The 19,911-nt window shown below is 53.0% G+C and carries 15 protein-coding genes; 10 read left to right on the top strand and 5 right to left on the bottom strand.

The genetic code is table 11. From position 1 onward, the window contains the following. The first annotated feature begins 33 nt into the window (after positions 1 to 33). From Q399_RS0112475 to Q399_RS0112440, 8 genes are all read left to right on the top strand, one after another. Positions 34 to 768 (top strand): AKAP7-like phosphoesterase domain-containing protein, encoded by a 735-nt coding sequence (locus Q399_RS0112475; RefSeq protein ID WP_031568933.1) that lies wholly within the window; start codon positions 34 to 36, stop codon positions 766 to 768. A 131-nt stretch (positions 769 to 899) separates the two neighbouring features. Then, entirely contained in the window at positions 900 to 1,196 is a 297-nt protein-coding gene (locus Q399_RS0112470) for a DUF6172 family protein (protein WP_031568931.1), read from the top strand. 102 nt (positions 1,197 to 1,298) lie between these two features. After that, entirely contained in the window at positions 1,299 to 2,633 is a 1,335-nt protein-coding gene (locus Q399_RS0112465; RefSeq protein WP_031568929.1) for a DEAD/DEAH box helicase, read from the top strand. A 164-nt stretch (positions 2,634 to 2,797) separates the two neighbouring features. After that, positions 2,798 to 3,523, top strand: coding sequence for an SIMPL domain-containing protein (locus Q399_RS0112460; RefSeq protein WP_031568928.1), 726 nt, complete (start codon positions 2,798 to 2,800; stop codon positions 3,521 to 3,523). A gap of 70 nt (positions 3,524 to 3,593) precedes the next feature. Further along, on the top strand, positions 3,594 to 4,037 hold the full coding sequence (locus tag Q399_RS0112455) for a hypothetical protein (protein WP_031568927.1): 444 nt from the start codon (positions 3,594 to 3,596) through the stop codon (positions 4,035 to 4,037). A 127-nt stretch (positions 4,038 to 4,164) separates the two neighbouring features. After that, positions 4,165 to 4,377: a DUF4287 domain-containing protein gene (locus tag Q399_RS0112450; RefSeq protein WP_031568925.1), complete on the top strand. Its 213-nt coding sequence runs from the start codon at positions 4,165 to 4,167 to the stop codon at positions 4,375 to 4,377. Positions 4,378 to 4,427: 50 nt separating this feature from the next. After that, positions 4,428 to 4,853, top strand: coding sequence for a DUF1801 domain-containing protein (locus Q399_RS21135; RefSeq protein ID WP_051685949.1), 426 nt, complete (start codon positions 4,428 to 4,430; stop codon positions 4,851 to 4,853). Then, the gene (locus tag Q399_RS0112440) at positions 4,853 to 5,137 is read left to right on the top strand and encodes a hypothetical protein (RefSeq protein ID WP_031568922.1); all 285 of its coding nucleotides are present in this window, start codon (positions 4,853 to 4,855) and stop codon (positions 5,135 to 5,137) included. Before Q399_RS21135 ends, Q399_RS0112440 begins: the two co-directional genes overlap by 1 nt. Before the next feature lie 130 nt (positions 5,138 to 5,267). Here Q399_RS0112440 and Q399_RS0112435 read toward each other — a convergent pair whose 3' ends face one another. Genes Q399_RS0112435 through Q399_RS0112415 form a run of 5 tightly spaced genes read right to left on the bottom strand, consistent with a single transcriptional unit; the run spans position 5,268 to position 14,887 of the window. Continuing rightward, a complete protein-coding gene (locus Q399_RS0112435; RefSeq protein WP_031568921.1) occupies positions 5,268 to 7,589 on the bottom strand; it encodes a GH92 family glycosyl hydrolase in 2,322 nt (773 codons plus the stop codon). Between the two features lie 2 nt (positions 7,590 to 7,591). Further along, positions 7,592 to 10,009 (bottom strand): GH92 family glycosyl hydrolase, encoded by a 2,418-nt coding sequence (locus Q399_RS0112430; protein WP_031568919.1) that lies wholly within the window; start codon positions 10,007 to 10,009, stop codon positions 7,592 to 7,594. A 1-nt stretch (position 10,010) separates the two neighbouring features. Then, a complete protein-coding gene (locus Q399_RS0112425) occupies positions 10,011 to 11,222 on the bottom strand; it encodes an AGE family epimerase/isomerase (RefSeq protein WP_031568917.1) in 1,212 nt (403 codons plus the stop codon). 24 nt (positions 11,223 to 11,246) lie between these two features. Further along, the gene (locus tag Q399_RS0112420) at positions 11,247 to 12,482 is read right to left on the bottom strand and encodes a sugar MFS transporter (protein ID WP_031568915.1); all 1,236 of its coding nucleotides are present in this window, start codon (positions 12,480 to 12,482) and stop codon (positions 11,247 to 11,249) included. Further along, a complete protein-coding gene (locus Q399_RS0112415) occupies positions 12,482 to 14,887 on the bottom strand; it encodes a GH92 family glycosyl hydrolase (RefSeq protein ID WP_051685948.1) in 2,406 nt (801 codons plus the stop codon). Before Q399_RS0112415 ends, Q399_RS0112420 begins: the two co-directional genes overlap by 1 nt. 457 nt (positions 14,888 to 15,344) lie before the next feature. On the opposite strand from Q399_RS0112415, the gene Q399_RS0112410 reads away from it, so the two are divergent. Together Q399_RS0112410 and Q399_RS0112400 are read left to right on the top strand one after the other, a co-directional pair. Further along, complete coding sequence (locus Q399_RS0112410; protein ID WP_031568912.1) at positions 15,345 to 16,352, top strand: LacI family DNA-binding transcriptional regulator; 1,008 nt, start codon at positions 15,345 to 15,347, stop codon at positions 16,350 to 16,352. Between the two features lie 558 nt (positions 16,353 to 16,910). Next, entirely contained in the window at positions 16,911 to 19,889 is a 2,979-nt protein-coding gene (locus Q399_RS0112400; protein WP_084164292.1) for a TonB-dependent receptor, read from the top strand. The last annotated feature ends 22 nt before the right edge of the window (positions 19,890 to 19,911 follow it).

The following is a 19,911-nucleotide window of genomic DNA, read 5'->3' as shown; positions in this document are numbered from 1 at the left end:
GCTCGGGCTTTCTCCGGTCAAACTACTGAAGCTATGGCAGTCGAGATTTATCAGCAGTTGTGGCAACAATTTTGCGACGCGTTATCGGCGCAGCAACTGGAAACCGATGCTTTGACTGACGACCCGGCCGACGATCGGCGCGGCATCACGGCACTGGCTTTTCTGCAAACTAACTGCCCGACGGCTTGTTTGGAAGTTGAACGCTTCCAGCAGCAAATGAAAGCGTTGGAACCTGCGCAATATCTGCAGCCGGCGGCAGAGCTGCATCTGACCGTGCTGTCGATTATTTCCTGTATCAGTGGTTTTACCCTGCAGCAAATAGATGCAGCGGCATATATCCGGGTGTTTCAGCAGGTGTTGGCGGAGCTTAACGAAGAGATCCGGCAGCAACAGGTAGCGCCAATCCAAATTGAACTGCGCGGCGTCACTGCATCCGCATCTTGTATTTTGCTGCAGGGGTTTGTCCAGGGCGAGGGGCTGAGCATTTTGCGCGATAAACTACGTTTGGCTTTTACTCAAAGCGGCCTGCGGCACAGTATCGATAGCCGATACCGTCAGCAAAGTGCGCATCTGACCTTGTGTCGCTTCACCGAGCCGCTGCAGCAGCCTGAAGCGGTGCTGGCGCTGTGCCAGCAATATCGCGATTATCATTTCGGCCATCTGCCACTGCAGCAAATTGAGCTGGTGTTTAACAACTGGTATCTGCACAGCGCCATCACCCGGCCTTTAGCTGTGGCAGCGCTGCCCGGCCCTGATGTGTGGCGCTGATGCCTTAGCGGCGTCAAGGCTGACTTTTACCGCCAACGCAGATTTAGGCGGCCAAGGCGCGCCCTTGCGTGTACAATACAGGGTTCAGGCTTTGCGCCGTTATTGTTGATTGCCCCTCTGTAGGAACTCTGATGAAAAAAAATTTTTCCTTTACGCACCCAAAAATTCAGCCGGCCCGTGTGGCTGACGCCGTCAAACACGAAATCAAAAAATACTTAAACCGGGAGCGACGTAAAGCATTGCCGGCTGGCATGGATTACTGGACTTTTGATTGCCGCTTTGGCGCAACAGAAGATGCTGCAGAAAAAATCTTCACTTCGGAAATTAACAAGCGTATTGATGCGGCGCTGGAACAGCAACTGGCTGGTTTTTATGTCGAAATTCTGGCGCGTGCTTGCCAGCATCAGCCACGTGACGCGGCTGAATAACGCAGCCAGATTGCACAAAATGCAAACAATGCTCTGCGTCGGGGCGAAAATGCTGTATATTCCGCCGCTCTTTTTTGATGGTCGCTTTCCACCGAGGTTTTTATGCAATTTTCATCTTTAGATTTGGCTGTCGACTTACATCGGGGCCTGGTGGACTGTGGCTACAGCGAAATGACGCCGGTACAGGCGCAGGCCATAGTGCCGGCGCGTCGTGGTAAAGACTTACAGGTCACAGCCCAAACCGGTACCGGCAAAACCGCAGCTTTTGCCGTGCCGATCCTGCAGCGCATGCTGGATACACCAAAAGCCACGGCAGAAAAACGCCCGCGCACATTAATTCTGACGCCAACGCGCGAGCTGGCCGAACAAATCGCCGACAATGTCGCCGCTTATGCCAAGTATCTGCCGCTCAAAGCCACAGCGCTGTACGGTGGCGTCAAACTGGGCGGTCAGGCCGCCAAACTCAATGCCGGTGTTGATATTGTGATAAGCACTCCAGGCCGCCTGTTAGAGCATCTGACTCTTGGCAATGTGATTTTATCCGACGTCGAATTTATCGTGCTGGACGAAGCCGACCGCATGCTGGATATGGGATTTAGCACCGATGTGCTGAAACTACTGCAACTGACCGCAACCAAACGCCAGACCATGTTGTTCTCTGCGACCACGTCTCCTGCGGTCAACGAGCTGTCGCACAAAATCCTGCGTAACCACCAGCAAATCAAAGTGACCAAGGTCAACAGCACCGCCGACACTGTGCACCATGTGGTGTATGAGGTGGAAGAAAGCCGCAAAATCGAATTGTTTGAAACTTTGCTCGAAGAGCAAAACTGGTTCCAGGTGCTGGTGTTCACCAGTACCAAAGAGCAGGCTGACAAGCTGTTGGCGGGATTGCAGCAACGCAGCATTAATGCGGCGGTGTGCCATGGCGATAAAAGTCAGGGCGCCCGCCGCCGTGCTATCGCCGATTTTAAATCGGCCAAGTTGCAGGTGCTGATCGCCACTGAAGTGGCGGCCCGTGGTCTGGATATTCAGGGCCTGGATTATGTGGTGAACTTCAATCTGCCTTACTTACCGGAAGATTATGTCCACCGCATTGGCCGCACCGGCCGTGCTGGCGCCGCAGGGAATGCCATCTCTTTTGTCAGCCGCGAAGAAGAACTGACCTTAGAGCGCATCCAGAAGCTCATCGGCAGTAAAATCAGCCGCATCGTCAAACCAGGCTTTGAAGTCAGCAACCGCGGCTCTTTGCTAAAAAGTATTTCGAAGAAAGTGGTAACAGGCCGTTCAAATAAAGCCAGCGAAACGGTGATTGCCGTTGGCAATGCCGAAAAGCCAAAAGCGCCACGTCGCGCCAAGCCCGCACCAACAGCGCCTATCGGTGGTAAAAAGCCATCGGCAAAACCACAAACAGGCAGAAAGCCTGGGTCGCGTTAAGCGCTTGCTGTAGTGATAACAAAGCCGCCATCAGGCGGCTTTGTGTTTTAGAGGGGCTGCTCGCTGAGTGTTGCCGCAAGGCCTGCGAAAATGCAACTTTGCCACCTGCTGTGCAGTCAGTAAGATGAAGCATCAACCGAACTGTTTTTTAAAGGATACCTGCAATGAAGTTTTATCTTGGGATCATCTTTGCTCTATGTACTTTTTGCGCTGAAGCATCTGTTTTACCCGATTTTCCTTTCGTCGCCGTCACCGGCCAAAGCAGTAAACAAGTAGCACCGGACAGCGCCAAACTGAGTTTCCGCATCAGCACTTTTCATCAAAGCAGTGAGGTGGCCAATGCCCAGCTGACGCAGTCGGCCAATAAAGTGTTGGCGCTGTTAAAGGCTAATAGCATTGCTGACAAACAAATCACTGCGTTTGAGCTGGATAAGTCTGAAAAGCGCAAACGCGACGACAATTACAATGAACTGGAAATTCTGGGTTATGACCTGAACCGGCGTTTTGAAGTCGAAATCAGCGATTTAACCAAGTATCCGGCGCTGATGCAGCAGCTGTACGCCACAGACTATGTGCATGACCTGAATACAAGTTTTGATACCAGCACGCGTGACGAAGTCGAAACTGCACTGATCGGTGCTGCGGCCGCTCAGGCGAAGAAAAAAGCCGAACAAATGGCTGAAGGCCTGGGCGTGAAAATCCACAGTGTTTTTGCCTTTAACGACAACGGCTCTTTTGACCGGTTTTTTGCCACTTTTGGTACCGGCGAGAGTGTAATGGTGAGCGGCGCTATGATGTCGGATGGCGAAACAGCTCAACAGCGGGTGTTTATCCCGCAATCCATCGAAATCTCCAAAACCGTCAATGTGATTTATAAAATTACGCCTTGAGTGATGTTGAAATCATCAGCTCATCGTAAGCCGCGTACGTTAATAGCGCGGCGAGACTAGGGAATTGGTCATGCAATGGCATTTTTCTGTGCAGGAACACCGGAAAGCCGGTTGGGTATTGATTTGTATCGCGTTGTTGCAGCTGGGTTTGGCTGTGTTGCTACAACAAAGCATGCAGACGATGCGCGACGCCGCAGCTGTTCATCTGCATTGTGAACAGTTGCACGATGAAGCGCGGGCTGATTGCTCGCGCCAGCAAGTGCAGCAGGTGGTTGCAACAGAGATATTTGAGCAACCGCTGCTCAGAAACGGCCTGTATCTGTTTAATTTGCTGATTGGCATTCAGATGATCTGTTTATTGACCTTTAAAATTGATTGGTTTCAGGCCGTAGCCTTTGCAGTAATAAATGTCGCAGCGTTTATTTCACTTGATTCGTTATTGATAATGCTTTGGCTAAGTCCTTTTTTAATACTGTCGCTGTGGCGGCGCTATCAAGCCGCGTGGCAGCTATAGGCAATTGGTATGACATTGGCCAATGGCTTCAGACTCTGGTGCTTTACAACGATAAAGGCCGTTATTGTCAAATCGCCAAAGCCAGTAACTTTATCGCTAGCAGAGGATTCACAGACAAGGAAAACAAATGACAGACACAGCAAAAGTAAAAGGACCTGCGTCGTATTTCCCGTCGATTGAGCAAAAATATGGCCAGCCGATCAGCCACTGGTTGACGCTAGTGGCTGGTTTACCGCCGATGAAGCATATGGAAATTGTGGCTTTGCTGAAGTCTGAACACGGTTTGGGCCATGGGCATGCCAATGCAATTGTGGCTTATGTGCTGGCGGGCAAAGCATAACAAGAGCCTTGGCGGCGGTGTTCTGCTGCTTTTAACCCGAAGAGGTGCCAATGCCTGAAGCGCAAAACGCAAAATCCAGCCGCCTGATGCTGTTCCCCGACGCGGTGCCGCATCAACCGGCTATCGACGACTGGTTTGCGGCAAAACCGGCGCTGCTTGGTGACATAGCCCGGCATTGGTTTGGCGTGCTGCGCCAATGTGGGCCTGATGTGCAGGAGTTGCTGCATGACCATCATCCAACCGCTTGTGTCGGCACAGCGGCATTTGCTGAAGTGAATGTGTTTACAGCCCACGTGAATGTTGGGTTTTTCCTTGGCGCTTTATTACCAGACCCGCAGGGGCTTTTGCAGGGTACAGGCAAATTTATGCGCCATGTGAAGTTAAGGCCAGGTGAGCCTGTTGATGCGGCAGCTTTGTTGCAATTGATTCAGAGCGCTTATAACGATATGAAAATTCGGGCAGCCGGAGAGATTTGATGCTGAACCAAAAACATCCAATGTTAGCGCTCTCTGTGGTGCTGTTGTGGCTGGGGACAGTGCTGACAGCACTATTCAGTGCTTACCACGGATTGTTTGCAATACTGGCAGCGGTGGCGACTGCTGCTTTGTTTTTCTTCCCTATCCGCTATGACAGCCGGCAACAGGTTGCGGAAAAAGCCCGCACACCATTAACCGCTGCACGTTCGCCGTTGTTGTTGTGGGGCCTGCTTGTTGTGCTTTTCATCGGGTTTTGTGTGCTGATATTTGGTTTTGGCCGGTGACTGTACGACGTGTGACGTCACACGTTGGGCGCCACACGCCGTACCTGGCATTTAAATTTGTCCGTAGATACGGTAAGCAACGCCCGCTGGGCGTCACACACCGTACAAGAATCAATGGCCGACTTGTTGATTAATCCTTGGCACTTAACTCCAACACACCACCTTGTACCAGCGCCTGATGGGACACAAAAGGCGTCGCTAGCGCTTGTTGATTCCACAGTAGCTTACCGCTCAATTTCTGTTTAATTTCAATTACTTTGCCCGGATAAAACTGCGGGTCCAGCGCGATGCGGGCGGCTTTGGCACGTGGTTGAAACAGCGTGTAATTTGGTGTGCCGGGTTCGGTCGGGTAGAGGCCTAGCATGCTGAACACCAGCCAGGCGGACAGGGTGCCAGCGTCGTCATTGCCCGGTAAACCAGCGGCGCTGAGGCCATAGTGCTGCTGAATAAGTTCATGCACGCGTTGGCTGGTGGCGGCGCGGCTGCCTGGGCGTTCTGCTTCTAAGTAATTGTATAAAAACGGATAACTGATATCCGGCTCATTCGCCATATCAAATTTTTTCAGTGTGAAAGTCTGGTCAAGCGCCGCACGAAAGGCGTCTGGCCCGCCGGTTAAGTCAATCAGCTGAGGCATCGCATGCGGCAGGTAAAAACGGTAGTTCCAGGCGGTGCCTTCGATATAACCGGGGGTGGGTTCAAAATTGCGCCCGCCATCCGGGTTAAAACCATCCAGCCACTGACCATTTTTTTGTTTTGGCCTGAACATGTCGCTGTCTGCATCAAACAAGCGGGTAAATAGCTGCGCCTGCGCGGCAAACCGTATCGCATCGGCGTCGTGGCCTAAGGCTTTGGCAAAGCCAGCAAGGTTAAAGTCGGCGAGATAATATTCGAGGCTGGTCGATACCGAGCCATCAAAGGGGCCTTCATCATCGACCGGCACATAACCCAGCGCCAGATAGTCACTGTTTTCCGGCCGGACTGGGTTTTTTGCCTGCATCCGCGCCGCTTGTTGCTGGCCTGGTTTGGCGCTGAAATCTGGTTTGCTGACACTGGATGGCGTCAGCGCTGCGCGGCGCATCGCCTGATAAGCGGCGTTGTGGTCAAAATCGGTCAGGCCACGCTGATAACTGTCGTTCACCATCACAGTCGCCGGGTCGCCGACCATCACGGCTTTTTCCATGCCGGCCAGTTCCCACTTCGGCAGATACCCGGCTTCTGTGCCCATCGCAACGACTGAACGCAGCATCTGGGTCTGAATAGCCGGATACACCAGGCTCAGTAGCGGATGCAGATTGCGGTGGGTGTCCCATAACGAAAACACACTGTAACGCGGGCTGCTGCTATTGCCAGTTCCGCTGCCGGCCGGGCCAAATTTGGGGTAGTCGCCATTGACGTCACTAATCACCGACGGGTGAATGAGGCTATGGTACAGCGCAGTGTAAAAACGGATTTTATCTTCAGTCGCCGCGTCGATGTCGATACGGCTAAGCAGTTGGTCCCAGGCGGCGCGGGCTTGCTGGTGTGTTTCGTCAAAAGCAAACTTAGGTTGTTCACGCGCCAAATTTTGCCGGGCGTTGGCGATGGAGACAAAAGAAATCGCCAGCTGCAGTTCCAGCTGTTCGTTTTGCTTCAGGTCGTAGCTGAAATAAGCGCCGATATCATCGCCGGCCAGTTCCTGGTGGTAGTTCGGGTAGGGCTTGTAGCTTTGATTGTGTGAGCTCCAGTCGGCTTCGACTGCGCGTACAGTCGGCATTTTTTTATAAAGGCCAGCGACTTTCGGCGCTTTGTTGACGCGCGCGACAAAATACACCGGCCGCGCCTGCTCGCTGTGATAACAAAAGGTACCGATTTGGCGGTAACCTTCCACTTCAGTGTCCGACACCAGCCTGGCCATAGCGCCGCTTTCATTGCTAAGGCCAAGGCCTAAATTCAACAGAATATGCGCTTGCCCGGCCGGAAAAGTGTAACGGCTGATGCCACTACGCAGCGTGCTGGTCATCTCCGCGCGCGTCTGATATTTGCTTAAGGTCGTGGCGTAATAGCCAGCGCTCGCGCGCTCTTGCTGATAAGTGCTGCCATACAGCGCCGGGTCGAGTTGCAAAGCGCCGGTGGTTGGCATCGCCAGTAACACACCTAAATCGGGACAGCCGACGCCGCTTAAATTGACATGGCTAAAGCCGGTTAAAAACTGGTTTTCTTTGATATAAACCCGCGAATTCCAGGCGGCGTCTTTGTCAAAGGCGTTGAGTTTGCCGCCGAATGCGACGTTAAAAGGCGCCACCGATAACAGCGCATGCGGATACTGCGCGCCGGGATGGGTGGCACCAAAGTTGGCCGTGCCAATCATCGGGTCGACATATTGCGACGGGGCGGGGCTGTAAGGAGCAGGTGTGGCAGCCACAGCTGCCGGGGCCAGCAGTGAGCTTAATAACAAAACCAAACTTATTCGCATCGTCAAATACTCCCGGTTGGCGCTGGATTCGCGCTCATATCAAACTCCAGCAATCCGCCTTGCATTAAGGTCTGATGTGACAGCACGGCGCCGCTAAGCGGTTTGCCATTGAGCCGCACTGCTTTAACATACGGATGCTGCTCATTTTGATTATTCGCGATAATTTTCAGCACTTTACCATTACCTAGCTGCAGCGTCGCCTGGCGAACCAGCGGCGAGCCTAACACATAATCACCCGACACCGGGTCGACCGGGTAAAAGCCCAAAGCACTGAACAAATACCAGGCCGACATCTGGCCGGCGTCTTCATTGCCCGCGAGGCCATCCGGAATGGGCTGGTATAAAGTGCGCATAATCTGCCGCACTAAAGCCTGAGTTTTGTCGGGCCGGCCAGCGAGGGCGTATAAATAAGGCACATGGTGGCTCGGTTCATTGCCGTGCACATACTGGCCAATAAAACCGGAGATCCATTCCGGCAGGCCGTGATTGTCTCCCAACGCGCCAGCGATATGTACCGGATCTGCAACGCCTTTTTTCTGCTGGCCGGTTAAAAACATCGTATCCAGTTTGGCGACAAACGCCTGCTGGCCGCCATGCAGGCTGATGAGACCGCTGACGTCATGCGGCACAAAAAAACTATATTGCCAGGCGTTGGCTTCACAATAATCTTCCGGGTGATAAGCCTCCGGGTCAAACGGCAGGCGAAACTGGCCTTGCTGGTCTTTGGCGCGCATAAAACCGCTGTCCGCATCGAAATGCTGGCGGTAGTTTTGTGCGCGGCGGTCAAATTCTGCAGCGATATCAGCCTTACCAAGCCGGTGGGCGAGGCGAGCGATGGCTGAATCGTCAAAGGCATATTCCAGCGTCAAAGCGACGTTCCAGGGCCGCTCGCTAAAAGGTACATAACCAAGCTCGCGATAACTCTGGATACCGAATTTGTGGTCGTTGGCGCTGACCAGCGCTGCCTGCAAAATCAACGCACCGAGGCTGCCATCCGGGTCCGGCAACAGGCCTTTGAGGTAACTGTCGACCAGCACCGGCACGGCGTGATACCCCAGCATCATGTCGGTTTCATTACCCTGGAAATTCCATACCGGCAGCCGGCCAGCGTGTTGATAATGCTCCAAAAGGCTAAACATCATCGCCTGATGGCGTGGGGTATCAAACAGCGTTTTCCACGGATGGAGGGCACGGAAAGTGTCCCACAGGCTGAAAAAATCATAATGCTGATTGCTGCTCAGGGCCTGGTTTGCCGCTTTGTTACTGCTGCGCTGCAACCGATGCACCTGGCCATCCGGGCCTCGGTACTTGCCGTCGGCGTCGCTGTAGACCCGTGGCGCTAAAGCACTGTGATACAGCGCGGTATAAAACTGGGTTTTGGTTTGGGCGTCGGCGTCAATGTCGACTTGCGACAGTTCAGTACGCCAGGCCGTTTGGGCCTGTTGCAAAGTGACGGCGAAGTCGCCGGTTTGTGGTTCAGGTGTTGATGCGCTGACTGTTTGTGTTGCCAGGTCAGCGGTTAAATTGGCCGCGGCGCCAGCGATGCTGACAGAGCTCAGCGCGGTGCGCAGCAGCAACTCACGACGTGGCGTGTTGCTGTCGCCAGCAAACTGCGCAGTAAATAGGGTCGGTCCAGTTTGGGCACATTGGCTGAAGTCCGCTGGCAGCGTTTGTGGCAATGCTTTCACCGGCAGCAGCGGCACCGAACTTTTACTGTAGAAAAATACTTTTTGATCTTTAGCCCAGCCGCTGGAAAAGCGGTAGCCGGCGAGCGTGTAAGCGTCTGGCTGATATAAACAAGTAGCCGTGGTGCTGTCCCAGTTGCGGCTGTAAGTTAGATCCAGCTGCAACATCGTCGGCGCACCGGCTTTTAAATAACGGTAACGCTGCAGACCGGAGCGCAGCGCTGCGGTCAATTCCACTTCAATCTGGCTGTCTTCCAGCAACACCCGGTAATAACCTGGGCTTGCCGTTTCAGTGGCGTGGCTAAAGCGTTCGCTGCGTACCAAAGCCTCTTTGCCGCCCGCCGCCGGCAGGGTTTGAAAAAACTCGCCGCTAAAAGGCAAAAACGAGATGTCGTATAAATCACCGGCACCAGTGCCGGATAAATGCAGGTGGCTGAAGCCGGCGATTTGGCGGTCGGGATAAAAATAACCGCTGATCCAGTCCCAGCCACTGCGGCCATTGTCGGGGCTTAATTGCACCATGCCATAAGGCACAGTAGCGCCGGGGTAGGTTTTGCCTTTGCCGTCGGTGCCAATGAACGGATTAACCCAAAGTAGCGGGTCGGTGCTCGCTGTTGTGGCCGGCTTTGCAGGCACTGAGGCAGTGGGTTGCTGCTGACAAGCACTTAGCAGCAAGCCTGAGACTGCTAAACCTGGAACAAGCCAGACTAACCGCAACTTCTGACCCCGGCCCATCTTAAACTCCGCTATTTGTGACAGATGTGACACCCATACCGCGCAGCACTTCAATCACTGCGCATAGCGTGTGGTAATCACACTTGGCACCGGCGGCGGATTTTTCATTGCTGAGCTTGTTGTTCGTGCGCGTCAGTAAGCGGAACCAGGCACCATACTGGTGATCAACCAAATGTTCCCAGCTGTATTGCCACAGCGCCTGATAAGCAGCCATGTAGCTGATATTGCTGGTGGCCTGATACAGCAACGCCGCTGCCGCCATCGATTCGGCCTGCACCCAGAAATATTTGTCGTCGTCACACCAGCGGCCATCCGGCGCAAAGCCATAAATCAGACCACCGTGCTCGTGGTCCCAGGCTTGTTCATAAGCGCGGTCAAACAAGGCGCGGGCGCGGTTTAACATCCAGTCTTCCGGCTGGTGGCGGTGCAGAATTAGCATCAGCTTGGCCCATTCGGTCTGATGGCCGGGCTGGAAACCCCAGGGCCGGTACAGGTTTTTCGGGTCGTCTTTGTTGTATTCGACATCGATTTTAAATTCAGGCGTGTAATGCTCCCACACCAGACCGTCGGTTAAATCGGCCTGACGCACGGCAATATTGGTCGCCAGTGTATAAGCGCGGTCTAGAAATAATTGCTCGCCGCAGGCTTCAAAGGCGGCCAGCATGGCTTCGCATAAATGCATATTGGCATTTTGGCCGCGATAGTTGCTGAGTACCCCTTGTTGGCTCAGCTCGTCGGCGTAGAGGCCAAAATCAGCCTGCCAAAAACGTTGTTCCAGCAGCTGATAGACGCGGTGCAGCGTGGTTTTGTCGCGAAGACCGGCTTTGACCGCAGCGGCATACGCCAGCAGCACAAAAGCATAACCATAAGCTTGCTGCGTGTTATCAAGCGGCTGATGGTCCTGCAAAGTCCAGGCATAACCGCCACTGCCGTCGGCCATCAGTTGCTCGCGCCAGTGCACCTGCTCCAGATACTTAAGGCCATGTTCGGCGATGGTTTTATAGTCGTCACGGCCAAATAACAGTGCGGCGCTGACATAGTTGACGATAATGCGTGTGCTGCTGACCAGCTGGCGAAAACCCGGCGCAAACAAAGTGCCGTCATCCAGATAGTTGTGAAAATAACCGCCGGACGGGTCGACCACTTTGTCGTCGTAAAATTTCAGGATGTCCTGGCAATGCTGTAATAAAAACTCAGAGCTGTAAAAGTTCATCAAATCACCTTTTTCGAAATCAGATCAAACGGATACGCGGCTTTGCCGCCAGTGCCACCCAGCAAAACCGGCGATGTACACATAAGCCAGCAGCGGCACGATAAAACTGTGTTGCACGCCAATGCTGTCGGCGGCCACGCCCTGCATCAAAGGCACTAAAGCACCGCCAACAATGGCCTGACAGAGCAAACCTGAACCCCGGCTGGTCAGGTTGCCGAGGCCGGCAATGCCGTGGGTGAAAATGGTCGGGAACATAATCGAATTAAAAAAGCCGATGCTAATTACGGCCACGGCGGCCAGCATGCCGGTCTGGCTCATCGTCAGCAATAACAGCGCGATAGCCACAACGGCATACAAGGCTAATACCAGTAAAGCATTGATATAACGTGTAATAACGGCACCGGCAAAGCGGCCGAGCATAGCGCCGCCCCAGTAATAACTGACCCATGTGCTAGCGGTTTGTTCGTTAAAAGCGCCTAATTCCGGCAGCGCCAGATAGTTAATCAGAAAACTGCCAATCGATACTTCGGCGCCGACATACAAAAAAATCGCCGCGACTGCGCCATAAAACGGCAGCGGCAGGCGTTGTGGTTGGTCTGAAGTTGTTCTGGTGACATTGGTCGGCTCGCTTTGCAAAACCGGTAGTTTCAGCCTTGCAAAAATCACCGTCACCAGCAGACAAAAACCGGCGAGCAACAAATAAGGCAGCTGCACGGCTTTGGCATCGCTTTGAGCGGCTGCAAAAATCAGTGCCGCGCCAAACAGCGGTGCCAACGTATGGCCCAGTGAATTGACCGCCTGCGCCAGACTCAGCCGGCTTGCAGCCGTGCGCGCACTGCCCAGTGCCGCCACATAAGGATTAGCGGACACCTGTAGCAGCGTGACGCCGCCGGCCAGCACAAAGAGCGCAGTCAGAAACAGCGGGTAAGTCGCCAGCTCTGCCGCTGGGTAAAACAGCAGACAGCCACTGGCTAAAGTCACCAGTCCGGCCAGAATACCGCCTAAAAAGCCAATCCGTTCAATCAGCCGGCCAGCCAGCGGCGACAATAAAAAATAGGCGCCAAAAAAGCACAGCTGCACCAGCATGGCCTGGGTGTAACTTAGGGCAAACGCCGCCTTCAGATGCGGGATCAGAATGTCATTGAGTGCAGTGACAAAACCCCAGATAAAAAACAACGAGGTCATCGCCAAAAACGCAAAGTGACTTCGGCCGGTGTCGGCTGTGGTGGAGGTGGATGTTGCTGCCGGGATAAATGCCATCAGTGTGAGTCCTTGTTTGAATGGGTGTCCTTGGAAGGCGCTGCAGCAGCCGACACGGAATAGGGCCGGCTTTGTTCATTCACACCACGGCTGGTATTCGGCTCGGCGCTCATGTCAAACCGCAGCTCACCACCTTGCAGTAACTCGTCATGGCGCAGGAAATTCTGCGCTACCGGCTTGCCGTTAAAGTGCAATGCCTGCACATAAGGCCGGTCTTGTTGATTGTGGAGTGCATTGATTTGCAGCTCTTTGCCTTGCGGCAGCGTCATAGTCACCGCATTAAACAGCGGGCTGCCGATGACATACTCCGGCACACCCGGCGTTACCGGATAAAAGCCCAGTGCCGAAAACACATACCAGGCTGACGTCTGGCCGTTGTCTTCATCGCCGGCATAACCATCCGGCGCTGCGCGATAAAGCTGCTGCATGATGCGGCGCACTGCGGCCTGGGTGCGCCAGGGTTTGCCGGCATAGTTGTACAGGTAGGGCATATGCTGAATAGGCTGATTGCCATGGGCATAATTGCCAAAATCGACGATTTGCATTTCGCGGATTTCGTGAATGGTAAAGCCGTAGTAAGAGTCATCAAAGGCTGGCGGCATGTTAAACACGGTATCGAGTTTGGCGCTGAACGCCTCGTCGCCGCCCATCAGTTGCTTCAGGCCGGCAATATCATGAAACACCGACCAGCTGTAATGCAGGCTGTTGCCTTCGGTAAAAGCGTCGCCCCACTTCAGCGCATTAAAAGGCCGTTGAAACTCACCATCTTTGTTACGGCCGCGCATCCAGCCGCTGTCGGCGTCGAATAAATGACGATAGTTCTGCGCTTGTACAGCAAAGCGTTTGGCATCGTCGGTTTTGCCCAGCGCTGTGGCGAGGCGCGCCAGATTAAAGTCAGCAAAGGCGTATTCCAGCGTGCGGGCGGCGTTTTCGTGAATGCCGGCATCATATGGCACATAACCGAGCTGATTGTAGAATTTCAGGCCCTCACGACCAACCGATTTAGCCGGCCGGCCCGCTTCCACCTGAGTATTTTTCAGCGCGGCCTGATACAGCGTCTCGACATCAAAACCACGAATACCTTTGGCATAAGCGTCGGCGATGATCACGGCGGAATTGGAGCCAATCATCACGTCGCGATGGCCGGGACTGGCCCATTCCGGCAGCCAGCCGGATTCTTTATAAGTGTTGACCAGGCCTTGCATGATGTCGCTGGCAAGCTCTGGGTACATCAGATGGAAGAATGGAAATACGGCGCGGAAAGTGTCCCAAAAACCGTTGTCGGTGAACATCTTACCGGGTAGCACCTGACCATTGTACGGGCTGTAATGCACGGTTTGGCCGCTGGCGTCAGTTTCATAAAAGCGGCGTGGGAATAACAACACCCGGTACAACGCCGAATAAAAGGTTTTGATATCGTCCGGATAACCTTGTTGCACCCGGATGCGGCCCAGCTGTTGCTGCCACTCGCTGTTGGCTTTGCCCAGCGTCTGGCTGAACGTATCAGCGCCAATTTCTTGCTGAAGATTGAGTTCTGCCTGCTCGGCGCTGATAAAAGACGACGCCACTTTAACTTCAATCTGCTCGCCTTTGGCGGTGTCAAACCCGAGGATAGCGCCGACATGCTGGCCGCTTTGCTCAAGGCTGTTGGTGTTCAACTGATAACCGTCGGCAAAAGTGTGCGTCAGCTTAAAGGCTTTACTGAACTCTAAAACAAAGTAGTTATGGAAATTGCCCGGTACACCACCGTGATTATTCCGCGCATAGCCGATGATTTTGCGCTGCGCTGGCAGGATCTTCACCATCGAGCCTTTATCAAAGGCGTCCAGCACTATGTAAGAGGCTTTATTTTCCGGGAAGGTAAAACGGAACTGCGCGGCGCGGGCCGTCGGCGTCACTTCCGCCGTGACGTCGTAGTCGGCCAGATAGACTTTGTAATGATGGGGTTTGGCGGTTTCAGTTTTATGCGAATACCAGGACGCGCGCTCATCCTGATTAAACTTCAGCGCACCTGTCACCGCCATCAGCGCAAAAGCGCCGTAATCATTGAGCCAGGGGCTTGGCTGATGAGTTTGTTTGATACCACGGATTTTGTGCTGGTCATACTGATAGGTCCAGCCATCGCCGATTTTGGCCGTCATCGGTGTCCAGAAATGCATGCCCCATGGCATGGCCACTGCCGGGTAAGTATTGCCGTGCGACAGTTCAAAGCTGGAATCTGTCCCCATCCGGGTGTCGACATAAGCTAATAAGTTGTGCTGCGGCCTGATTTGATCCGCTGGCAGCGACTGCGCCGCAGCCGCTGCAGTGGCAGGCGATGTGCCAGGAGGTGTGGAAGCTTGCTGCTGACAGCCGAGCAGGGCGGTTACGCCAACGCATAAAATTAAAGTCCTGATTTTAAACATGAAGTTTCAGCCTCATTCAAAGTCCTTTTGCATTTTTTTGGCGATAGAGCGGCTTTAAATCGGCTTAAAACCAGCCGGTAAATCGCAGCCAAAACGACGGTGGACGGATAAAATTTGCCCGACTGTAATCGATTACATTTAAAATTGTCCAGCGCATTTTCGGCTGGTACAGCCAGTGCTGGCTAAAATTCAGCTGCTGCGCGGCGTGCTGAATTGCTGCTATGCTGAGTTTTGTGTCAATGTTACCGTTTACATGCGCGAATGTAACAACACTTGCGGATTGTTCGCTGCGGTGGTTATATAGCTGTTGTGGTGTTTGAATTCGCGCTAAGATAGCGAAGTAAGCCGCTGATCTTAAATAAGATGATCTTGTTACAGCTGTTACTGAAACAGCTGTAACTGTTTAACAAAATCAGTGAAGCCCGATGAAAAAGCTCTGTTGTGGGAACTTTGTGCGATGACCAATATTAAAAAAGTCAGTGAACTGGCCGGTGTATCGACCGCCACAGTGTCCCGCACGCTGAAATCACCGGATCAGGTGTCACAAGCGACACGGGAAAAAGTGCTGGAAGCGGTCAAAGCGGCCGGTTACAGACCCAACTGGCTGGCCAGCAGTGTTAAATCCGGCCGTTCCAATACTATAGTGGTGCTGGTGCCCAACCTGGTGAACCCGTTTTTTATGCGCATTATTGGCGGTATCGAACAGGCGGCGCAGGAAAAAGGCTTTTCGGTGCTGCTGGGTGATACACAAGGTTCTCCTGAGCGTGAACACGAATACGCCAGCATGGTGCTGACCAACCGAGCTGATGGCTTAATCCAGCTCGACCATTCGTTTCCGTTTTCGGCGGCAGACGCCGATTTGGCCGAAGATTTGCCGATGGTCAGCGTCTGCGAACGCATAGCCTCAGAGAAAAAATATCCGGTGATTGAGCTGGATAACTATGCCGCCAGTCGGGCCTTAGCGCACCATTTGCTCGGTTATGGCCACAAACATTTTGCTGCCATTGTTGGCCAGATCAGCAGTCAGATTTACCGCGAGCGTTTGGCCGGCATCCGCAGTGTGCTGCAGGAAGAACAAATCCCGTTTGAACAGGCGCAAATTACCGGTGGCGCTTATACCATCGAAGCCGGCATCGCCGGCGTTGAACATCTGCTCAGTTTGCCACAGCGGCCGACGGCGATTTTCTGTTTTAACGACGATATTGCTATTGGTGCTGTGCACGCCATCAAAAAAGCGGGTCTACGTGTGCCGGAAGATATCTCAGTAGTTGGTTTTGATAACATCAAAGTCTCGGCTTTTATTGACCCGCCGCTGACCACAGTCGACCAGCCGGCTTATGATATGGGCCGGCGCGCGGTGGAAGTCCTGGTCAGCCAAATCCGCGGTGAACCGCTGGTTCGCAGCAAAGAAGTCCTGCCATTTCAACTGATTGAACGCGAAAGCAGCGGCCCGGCGCCGCTGTGATTCGGCGTTAGGTCGCTACTCGGCTCGTGATATCCGTCATCTGCTAACCGCGATCGTGTGACGACACATCGTGTGACGACCATCGTGTGACGACCATCGTGTGACGACCAGAGTACCCTACGGCTCAAACATCCAGACGTCTGTTACCGATTACACCAGCGAATAAACCGCAGGAAATACTGGTCTGAACAGCCCGCTTACAGGCGTTTTTTTGCACCCACTGCACCATTCTGATGCGCCTTTACAAACTTAAATGTATGAAATTAAACAAATAATGTTGCATTGCATTTTGTTTGCACTGATTTGAACTTTTCGCGATTGTACAGATTGACAGCAATTTGTTGCTTCGCTAGTATCAATGGCGTCATGTAATCGATTACATTTTATCGACAGCGACAAAACACAACAGACCGATTTTTTGATGGCGTTGCAGGGGAGACGGATTAGCCAGGCAGTAAATTTGGCAAATCTCAATCCAACACCATGAAAATTAAATAAAAAATAAAGGGACAAACCGGGCTCACCGGTGCGTTTTCACATTTCACTGTGGAGAAGACCATGGTTAACAGGATAGACAGGGCATTTCAGCAACTACAGCAGCCACAAGGCTGGCAGCAAGGATTAAAATTATCTGTGCTGTCGCTGGCGGTGATCGCCAGCCTGAACCCGGCTTTTGCCGGTCAGACGGCAGAACAACAGGCTGCAGCGCAAAGCGAATCAACCAAGGCTGCAGCCACTGCCGCCGCGAAGAAAAAAGCCGCTGCCGGCGAAAAAATCGAAGTCATTGAAGTGCGCGGTATTTTGTCCAGTATGAGCGAAAACTTACTGAATAAACGTGCCGCCGACAGCGTGGTTGACGTGATCACCGCCGAAGACATCGGTAAATTCCCGGATAAAAACGTCGCCGACTCGCTGCAACGCGTGCCGGGCGTGGTGATCCAGCGTGATGGCGGTGAAGGTGCCACAGTCAGTATCCGCGGTCTGTCATCCGATTTAACCTTAAGCCAGCTCAACGGCAATTTTATTGCGTCCTCACCGGGCGAACCGAGCCGGTCATTCTCATATGCCTTATTACCGTCGACGATGATCGAACGCTTAGAAGTGTTTAAATCCTCCGAAGCGCGCCTCGATGAAGGCGGCATTGGCGGCACTGTCATCATGCACAGCCGCAAACCGCTGTCGATGGAGCAAAGCTCAGGTGTGCTGAACGTTGAATACAGCAACGCCGACATCACCGATAAAAATGAACCACAGTACAGCGGTATTTATTCGTGGAAAAACGACGCCGAGACCTTTGGTATGCTGGTCGGTTATACCCGTCAGGACCGCACCAACCGCTCGCAAAGTTCACGCGTCAATATCATGAACAAAAACTTCCTGTATCAGGAGCGTAAGGACAACCAGCTGGTGTCGAATGGCGCCAAAGGCTATGCCGCGCAAAGTATGGTGCAGGAAGTGCTGGAAGAAGAACGTAACCGCGAAGGCTTCCAGTTCACCAGCCAGTGGCGCTTGAGCGACAAACTGGAAGTTGGCATGAACTATTTCCGCTTCACGCTGGGGCAGAACTCGATTCTGAATCAGCTGGAATATCCGGAGTGGAACAACAACGACAACTACTGGACTGACGTACGGGTAGATGCACAAGCCGAGTTTGTCACCGGCATCGATTACTCGACCGGCGTGTCTGGTGCGCAGAAGTTATCTGCCATTCCGCGTATTAACGGCGAATACAAAATCGAAGAATCAACCTCTGATACCTTTGATTTTTATGCCACTTATGAAGGCGATGACTTTAAATCCAAAGTCACTTTTGGCCGTACTGAAGCCGAAGGCGGCCCGTCGGAGAAATACCGCGCCGCTTATTATGCCAACGAAGCTTCAAGCTTTTACGGCTATGATTTATCCGGCAAAAAAATGACCACCTACATGGACCCGAACATGATCAATAACCTGGTGGCAGGTATTGGTGGTCAGGCCGACGTCGGTGCGACAGATTCAAGTTTTATTACCGGTACCCAGGAAGAAAAATACGCAAGTTTGGATGTGGATTATTTTGCCGACTGGGGCATCGTCGACACGCTGCGGTTTGGTGTGAAATACCGCGATGGCAAAATCCACCGCGACTCTCGTAACACTTTCTATTTAGCTAAAGATTTTGATGTGGCAGCAGCTGAAGCTGCCGGTGGTATCGACCTCGACGATGACTATTCACGCAACGGCGGTATCCCACTGATCACCAACGTGATGTTGCCAAATTCGCTCGGCAATTTGTCCAGTGTGATCAATACCAATTTGTTCCCGGCCGTGAACTGGCACAAATATCAGCAGCATTTAGTGGATAACTTCCAGAAATATACGCGGATAGAGCCGAACTACGTGTACGGCGTGCAGGAAGAGATCAGCGCGGCTTATGCCCAGGCTGATTACAAATACGAAAACCTGCGCGGTAACATCGGTCTGCGGTTTGTCCGCACCACCACCACGTCCGGCTCGTCAGACAAAATTCTGTATCGCTTAGACTGGAAAGACGCCAACGGCAATCTGTTACCGGAAGCGCAGCAACGGGTGGAGAATTTCGTTTATATCGAAAAAGAAAACACAGAAAACAAAGTGCTGCCTAGCGCGAACTTAGTCTGGGATATCGATGACAACTGGGTCTGGCGTTTTGCTGCGGCCAAAGTCATTGCACGGCCGGGTTATGACGATATCGGTCAGTTCCAGACCCTGCGTTACACCTCCAACGAATACTCCGCCGACCGCTCCGCGGCCGACGATTTTGATCCGATCTACGACGGTGAAGGCTGGGTCGGTTCAGGCGGTAACAGCGCACTAAAACCGCTGGAATCCACCCAGTTCGACAGCTCGTTAGAATATTACTACGGCAAAGGCTCAGGCTTCGGTGTCGCGGTATTTAAGAAAGACGTCGACAACTTCGTGGTGCCGTTGATTATCGATACCATCCGCGATTTACCTGTGGTGGATTTCACCCTGCCAAACGCCGGTGGCAAACAAGTCACGGCCGGTGGCGATGGTCTGACCGTGCGGAACTTCAGCACTGTGGCGAACGGCACAAACGCCAGCTCCAAAGGTATGGAAGTGTTCTGGCAACATTTCTTCACCGGCGGTTTTGGTGTTTATGCCAACTACACCCGCAACAACACCAACCAGGCCAATGTCGAGCTGGACGGGCAGAAAGTCGGTGAGTCGCCATTAATCGGCAGTTCGAAGTATCAGCTGAACTTCTCAGCCTTTTATGAAGACGACCTGTTTAACCTGCGGGCTTCTTACAACAAACGTGGCCCCAGTGTTGGCGGTTATAACGCATCGTGGGAAACCAACTACTACAGCGCGGCTTATGATCAGGTCGACCTGAACGCCAACTACAACCTGACCGAAATGCTGGTGTTATCAGCCTCTGTCATCAACCTGACCAAGTCAGAAACCTATGTCCACCTCGGTAACGACACCGACAAGCGTTTTATCCAGAACGCTTACGGCGGCCGTCGTTATTACATGGGCGCGACTTACCGGTTCTAAGGCTGCGCGTTTCGCGCCGGTT

It is taken from the genome of Rheinheimera texasensis DSM 17496 (assembly GCF_000711985.1).
Classification (GTDB): domain Bacteria; phylum Pseudomonadota; class Gammaproteobacteria; order Enterobacterales; family Alteromonadaceae; genus Pararheinheimera; species Pararheinheimera texasensis.
This window is presented reverse-complemented; position numbering and strand designations above follow the sequence as displayed.

Bases quoted from the DNA above. Each gene is read 5' to 3' on its own strand.
- Q399_RS0112475 (WP_031568933.1), top strand. From the start codon at position 34: ATGGCAGTCGAGATTTATCAGCAGTTGTGGCAACAATTTTGCGACGCG.
- Q399_RS0112470 (WP_031568931.1), top strand. From the start codon at position 900: ATGAAAAAAAATTTTTCCTTTACGCACCCAAAAATTCAGCCGGCCCGT.
- Q399_RS0112465 (WP_031568929.1), top strand. From the start codon at position 1,299: ATGCAATTTTCATCTTTAGATTTGGCTGTCGACTTACATCGGGGCCTG.
- Q399_RS0112460 (WP_031568928.1), top strand. From the start codon at position 2,798: ATGAAGTTTTATCTTGGGATCATCTTTGCTCTATGTACTTTTTGCGCT.
- Q399_RS0112455 (WP_031568927.1), top strand. From the start codon at position 3,594: ATGCAATGGCATTTTTCTGTGCAGGAACACCGGAAAGCCGGTTGGGTA.
- Q399_RS0112450 (WP_031568925.1), top strand. From the start codon at position 4,165: ATGACAGACACAGCAAAAGTAAAAGGACCTGCGTCGTATTTCCCGTCG.
- Q399_RS21135 (WP_051685949.1), top strand. From the start codon at position 4,428: ATGCCTGAAGCGCAAAACGCAAAATCCAGCCGCCTGATGCTGTTCCCC.
- Q399_RS0112440 (WP_031568922.1), top strand. From the start codon at position 4,853: ATGCTGAACCAAAAACATCCAATGTTAGCGCTCTCTGTGGTGCTGTTG.
- Q399_RS0112435 (WP_031568921.1), bottom strand. From the start codon at position 7,589: ATGCGAATAAGTTTGGTTTTGTTATTAAGCTCACTGCTGGCCCCGGCA.
- Q399_RS0112430 (WP_031568919.1), bottom strand. From the start codon at position 10,009: ATGGGCCGGGGTCAGAAGTTGCGGTTAGTCTGGCTTGTTCCAGGTTTA.
- Q399_RS0112425 (WP_031568917.1), bottom strand. From the start codon at position 11,222: ATGAACTTTTACAGCTCTGAGTTTTTATTACAGCATTGCCAGGACATC.
- Q399_RS0112420 (WP_031568915.1), bottom strand. From the start codon at position 12,482: ATGGCATTTATCCCGGCAGCAACATCCACCTCCACCACAGCCGACACC.
- Q399_RS0112415 (WP_051685948.1), bottom strand. From the start codon at position 14,887: ATGTTTAAAATCAGGACTTTAATTTTATGCGTTGGCGTAACCGCCCTG.
- Q399_RS0112410 (WP_031568912.1), top strand. From the start codon at position 15,345: ATGACCAATATTAAAAAAGTCAGTGAACTGGCCGGTGTATCGACCGCC.
- Q399_RS0112400 (WP_084164292.1), top strand. From the start codon at position 16,911: ATGGTTAACAGGATAGACAGGGCATTTCAGCAACTACAGCAGCCACAA.